The 5,040-nt window shown below is 68.0% G+C and carries 6 protein-coding genes and 2 tRNA genes; 6 read left to right on the forward strand and 2 right to left on the reverse strand.

All coding sequences use genetic code 11. From position 1 onward, the window contains the following. From GXZ33_RS04890 to GXZ33_RS04900, 3 genes are all read left to right on the forward strand, one after another. The coding region (locus GXZ33_RS04890; protein ID WP_291339761.1) for a ribose-5-phosphate isomerase at window positions 1-458 on the forward strand (458 nt) is incomplete at its 5' end. A gap of 164 nt (window positions 459-622) precedes the next feature. After that, window positions 623-1,630: a glycosyltransferase family 1 protein gene (locus GXZ33_RS04895; RefSeq protein WP_291339762.1), complete on the forward strand. Its 1,008-nt coding sequence runs from the start codon at window positions 623-625 to the stop codon at window positions 1,628-1,630. Window positions 1,631-1,733: 103 nt separating this feature from the next. After that, entirely contained in the window at window positions 1,734-2,531 is a 798-nt protein-coding gene (locus GXZ33_RS04900; RefSeq protein WP_291339763.1) for a glycosyltransferase family 2 protein, read from the forward strand. Here the strand turns inward: GXZ33_RS04900 and GXZ33_RS04905 are convergent. Both GXZ33_RS04905 and GXZ33_RS04910 read right to left on the reverse strand, forming a co-directional pair. Further along, entirely contained in the window at window positions 2,452-3,303 is an 852-nt protein-coding gene (locus tag GXZ33_RS04905; RefSeq protein ID WP_291339764.1) for an aldo/keto reductase, read from the reverse strand. The two genes, GXZ33_RS04900 and GXZ33_RS04905, sit on opposite strands and share 80 nt — an antisense overlap. Window positions 3,304-3,324: 21 nt before the next feature. Next, a complete protein-coding gene (locus tag GXZ33_RS04910; protein WP_291339766.1) occupies window positions 3,325-4,086 on the reverse strand; it encodes a DUF1542 domain-containing protein in 762 nt (253 codons plus the stop codon). 168 nt (window positions 4,087-4,254) lie between these two features. On the opposite strand from GXZ33_RS04910, the gene GXZ33_RS04915 reads away from it, so the two are divergent. From GXZ33_RS04915 to GXZ33_RS04925, 3 genes are all read left to right on the forward strand, one after another. Further along, window positions 4,255-4,329 (forward strand) — tRNA-Gly (locus GXZ33_RS04915). A 104-nt stretch (window positions 4,330-4,433) separates the two neighbouring features. Further along, window positions 4,434-4,507 (forward strand) — tRNA-Pro (locus GXZ33_RS04920). Between the two features lie 65 nt (window positions 4,508-4,572). Beyond that, a partial coding sequence (locus GXZ33_RS04925; protein WP_291339765.1) for a trigger factor family protein occupies window positions 4,573-5,040 on the forward strand: 468 nt, incomplete at its 3' end.

Consider the following 5,040-nt stretch of genomic DNA (forward strand, 5'->3'; position numbering starts at 1 on the left):
GAGCAGACCACGCCGGCTTTGACATGAAGAACATCATCGCCGAGCACCTGAAGAAGCAGGGCCACGACGTCATCGACTGTGGCGCCCACACCTACGATCCCGACGACGACTACCCGGCCTTCTGCATTGAGGCCGCCTCCCGCACGGTCAACGATCCGGGTTCCCTGGGCATCGTGCTCGGTGGTTCCGGCAACGGCGAGCAGATCGCCGCGAACAAGGTCAAGGGTGCCCGCTGCGCCCTGGCCTGGTCCCCGGAGACCGCCCGCCTGGCGCGTGAGCACAACAACGCCCAGCTCATCGGCCTCGGTGGCCGCATGCACTCCGAGGAGGAGGCGCTGGCCATCGTCGACGCCTTCCTGGACCAGGAGTGGTCGAAGGCGGAGCGTCACCAGCGCCGCATCGACATCCTCGCCGACTACGAGCGCACCGGCGTCGCCCCGGAGCTCCCGGCCGAGTAGATCCGGGCGGCTCTCCGCATCTTCCGCAGACCCGCGGTCCCTGAACAAGGGGCCGCGGGTTTTCATGTTCAAGGTCACACTTTTCAGACAAAGCGGAACTCCAGCCATATGATGATCGGGTGGGCCGGAGGATTGGCCCGCTGTCATGGGAACTGAGGTGAGCAATGCAACCGGATCGTGGTGAGGTCGGGGGCCTGCATGTGCTGTCCATCCCGGCCGGGCACGTCTACACCGCGGCGGTCCGCCCGTCCGACGTCACCGTGGCCCCGGACCCGGAGGACGGCTGGCATCCGCACCCGGCGCTCGACCCCCTGTGGTGGCACCGGGTGCCCGACGCGGAACTGCCGGACCTGGTGCACCTCCATTTCGGCTTCGACCATCTCAGCGTCGACGATCTCCGGGCCTTCACCGCCACGTTGCGTCGCCGCGGGGTGCCGCTGGTGCTCACCGTCCACAACCTGGACAACCCCCACGTGGCGGATCAGGCCGACTACCACGACAAACTGGGCGTGCTTCTCGACGCCGCCGCGGCCCGCATCACCCTCACAGAGGCGGCCGCACGTCACCTGCCGGCCGACACCCGGGTCATCCCGCATCCCCGCGTGGTGGAGGACCCGCCGCGGGCCACCGGCACGGGCACGGCGATCGGGGTGTTCCTCAAGTCGCTGCGCACCAACGTCATCGCCGACCCGGTGTTCTACCGCATCGTCGGACGTGTCGTGCACCGCGCCACCGGGCAGCCCCTGCGGGTGCACCTCCACGAGGATTCCCGCACCGCGCACCTCACCCACGCCCTCTCCGGGCCGGAGGTCGCCGACATCATCGACCTGCGCTCCCACACCCCGCTTCCCGACGACGCCCTGTACCGCGCCGTCGGTCAGTGCGGCACCGTCCTCCTGCCGTACCTGCGGGGCACGCACTCCGGCTGGCTGGAGATGTGCCGTGACCTGGGTGTCTCCGTCGCGGTGCCGGACTGCGGCATGTACGCCGACCAGGTGGATGATTCCCGCGCCGTCGAGAAGTACGCCACGGGGGACCCGTTGGCCGCGGCCCGGGCGCTGATCCACCTCCACGAGCAGGGGCCGTTGCCCTACACCGGGGACCGCGGGCAGCAGCTCACCGACATCCGACGCGCGCATCGCGAGGTGTACCGCGAGGTGAGCGGCCGATGACACACACTATGGACAGGACCTGGCACCGGTGGCAGACTGCCGGTGAGGTGGAGATGCCCGGGAAGGCGGCAGCACAGTGACCTCTGGAACCCCTGTTACTTCTGTGAGCGTGGTGACGTTCGCCGACTCCTGCCTGCTCTCCGACGTCGCCCGCCAGGCCGCATGCCTGCCGGCCACGGTGCGGCACATCGTCGTCGCCGGTGAGATGGAGGCGCTCGCCGCCGCGCTCCCGGACTCCGAGGTCATCCCCCTCGAGGCCTATTCGGCGGCCGGGGGCCGCAACCTGGGCGGCGACCTGGCCGCCCGCGGGGCCCACGAACCGGACGACGTGATCATCTTCCTCGACGTCGACTGCCTGCCGGGGGAGGACATGGTCGACCGTTACCGGTGGGCGCTGGACGCGCACCCGGATGCCGTCGTCACCGGGTGCGGCGATCTGCCGGCCGGCACCCTCCTGCGTGCCGACGACCGCGGCCACGAACGCTTCCGCTCCCTGTCCTTCGCGCTCACCGTCGACACGTGGCGGCACCTGCGGCGGACTTTCGGCGGTTTCGACAAGGGCTACACCGGCTACGGCGCCGAGGACACCGACTTCGCGCAGCACCTGCGCGTGCACCAGGTCCCGTTGTTCTGGGTCGGCGGGGTCGAGGTCCACCAGCAGTCCCATCCGGTGGCCGACCCGCCGTGGGAGCACTTCCACGACATCCTCCGCAACGCCGAACGCTTCCACGCGATCTGGGGTTTCTGGCCCATGACCGGATGGCTGGAGAAGTTCGCCGACGAAGGGGCCGTGGAGTTCCGCGACGGCCGCTGGGTGGCGGTCAGTTCCCGGCAGGCGAGGGTTCAAACTCGTTCGGGTGCGGCCCGACCCGACCTGCCTCCCCTTCGTCCAGTGACGTGATCGCGGACATCTCGTCGTCGCTGAGCTCGAAGCCGAAGACGTCGATGTTCTGACGGATCCGCTCCTCCTGCGAGGACCGCGGGAACAGGATCACCCCGTTCTGGATGTGCCAGCGGATGATCGCCTGCGCCGGGGACACCCCGTGGGCGTCGGCGACCTCGCGGATCTCGGGGGCGTCGAGAAGCCCGTTACGCCCCATGCCCAGCGGCGACCAGGCCTGCACCTTGATGCCGTGGACGCGGGCGGCGTCGATGTCCTTCCACGGCTGGAACGCCGGGTGCAGCTCGATCTGGTTGACCACCGGCAGGACGGAGGTGGTCATCTCCAGGCGGTCGAGGTGCTCCGGCAGGAAGTTGGACACGCCGATCGAGGTGGTCAGGCCCTGCCCGCGCAGCTCGATGAGCTGCTTCCACGCCTCGACGTAGCGGTTCTGCTGCGGGCACGGCCAGTGGATGAGGTAGAGGTCGACGTGGTCGAGGCCGAGCTTCTCCAGGGACTCCGACAGCGCGGCGTCCGCGTCGTCGTGGCGCCGGTTCCACAGCTTGGTGGTCACGTAGATCTCCTCGCGCGGGATGCCCGACGCGGCGATCGCACGGCCGACGCCCACCTCGTTGCGGTAGATCGCCGCCGTGTCGATGTGCCGGTAGCCGGCCTCGAGCGCGACGGACACCAGCCTCTCGGTGTCCTCCGGCGGAATCTCGAACACGCCGAACCCCAGCTGGGGGATCGACGTGTCGTCGTTGAGCGTGATGGAGGGAATCTGCGGGGTCATGCCCGCGATGGTACGCCGTCGTCAGAAATCGAAGTCGAAACCGCCGCCGTCGCCGAACAGCCCGTCGAACAGGCCGCCGCCGTCACCGCCCATGTCACCCATGTCCCCCATGTCCTCGGCGCCACCCATGTCGCCCATGTCGCCCGCATCCTCGCCACCGGCGGCCAGGCCGTCCTGGTAGCCGTCGCCGTAGCCCGACTCCCAGGCGTTCGCGCTGTAGCCGACGCCAGCCATGCCGGAGAACATCATGGAGAACATCATCATCGAGGACGCCGTCCACATGCCGGTGAGCATGGCCTCCTGCCACCACGGGCGGGAGTACCAGCCGGCCGGGACCGGACGACCTGCGACGTTGCCGCCCGGGTAGTAGTTCGGCGTCTGGTCCGTGGCCACCGGGGAGGCGGTGATGGTCTGGCCCTCATGCTCGATGGTGCGACGCTCGGTGACCTTGCCGGCATTGCGCTGACCCTCCAGGGGCGGCAGCTCCGGGCCGGGCGTCATGCCCATGATCTCGCGGGCGGCGTTCATGTAGTGCAGGCCCTCGAGCGCGGACTCACGCGCCAGCTCCGCCTGCTTGACGGTCTGCGCCTGGGAGATGGCGGAGGCTGCGGCGTTGTAGCGCTCCGAGGCGTCGGCGATGGCCTGCGTGGAGGCGGCGTCGTTGCCCGCGATGGTGAGCACCTGCGAGCCGAGGCGTTCGATCCAGCGGCGGGCGTCGGCCTGCGCGTCCTCCAGGCGGGTCTGCTCCACCTCCGCCGCCCGGTTCTTGTTGTTCCGGTTCATGAAGTAGGCGGCGCCACCGCCGAGGATCAGCAGGAGGAGGAGAAGTTCCACGAGTAGGTCACCTTCGATAGTCGTCGGGTCAGTCACCCTTATAACGCTTTGCGACGTCCCCTTGTTCCGGTTTTCCCAAAACCCACTCCATGCGCTAGACTGGTCCGGCACCAGCAGGGGAATGTCGTATAGTGGCTAATACCTCAGCCTTCCAAGCTGAAGACGCGGGTTCGATTCCCGTCATTCCCTCCAATTTCTCAAGCCCCGCACCGGTGAACGCCGGTGCGGGGTTTCCTGTTTCCGACCCCCATGCAACGGCCTGAAATCATCTGCCGGTAGACTGCTGAACACACCTACGGGGCGTGGCGCAGTTTGGTAGCGCACCTGCTTTGGGAGCAGGGGGTCGCAGGTTCAAATCCTGTCGCCCCGACGTAGGGTCCGGCTCCGGCCGGCCTAAATGAACTGACAGTCAATGTGAAACCAGGAGAGTTACTCGTGAAGAGTTCCGTCGAGAAGCTGAGCGACACCCGCGTCAAGCTCACCGTCAACGTCCCCTTCGAGGACCTGAAGACTGAGATTGACCAGGCCTACACGGCCCTCGCTCAGCAGGTGTCCATCCCGGGTTTCCGTAAGGGCAAGGCACCGCGCCAGCTCATCGACGCCCGTTACGGCCGCGGCCCGATCCTGGAGCAGGTCGTCAACGACATGCTGCCGGTCCAGTACCAGAAGGCGATCGAGGAGAACGAGATCGTCGCCATCGGTCAGCCGACCGTCGACGTCACCAAGATCGAGGACAACGAGTTCGTCGAGTTCACCGCCGAGGTCGACATCCGCCCCGAGTTCGAGGTCCCGGACTTCTCCGAGCTGTCCGTCACCGTCCCGGCCATCGAGGTCGACGACGCCGCCGTCGACGAGGAGATCGACCGTCTGCGCGGCCGCTTCGGCGAGCTGAAGGACACCCGC

Origin of the sequence: Corynebacterium sp. (genome assembly GCF_012838985.1) — a bacterium.
GTDB lineage: Bacteria > Actinomycetota > Actinomycetes > Mycobacteriales > Mycobacteriaceae > Corynebacterium.

What these genes read in the sequence shown, in the direction of transcription:
- GXZ33_RS04910 (WP_291339766.1), bottom strand. Translation starts at nt 4,086, where the DNA reads ATGAACCGGAACAACAAGAACCGGGCGGCGGAGGTGGAGCAGACCCGC.
- GXZ33_RS04905 (WP_291339764.1), bottom strand. Translation starts at nt 3,303, where the DNA reads ATGACCCCGCAGATTCCCTCCATCACGCTCAACGACGACACGTCGATC.
- GXZ33_RS04895 (WP_291339762.1), top strand. Translation starts at nt 623, where the DNA reads ATGCAACCGGATCGTGGTGAGGTCGGGGGCCTGCATGTGCTGTCCATC.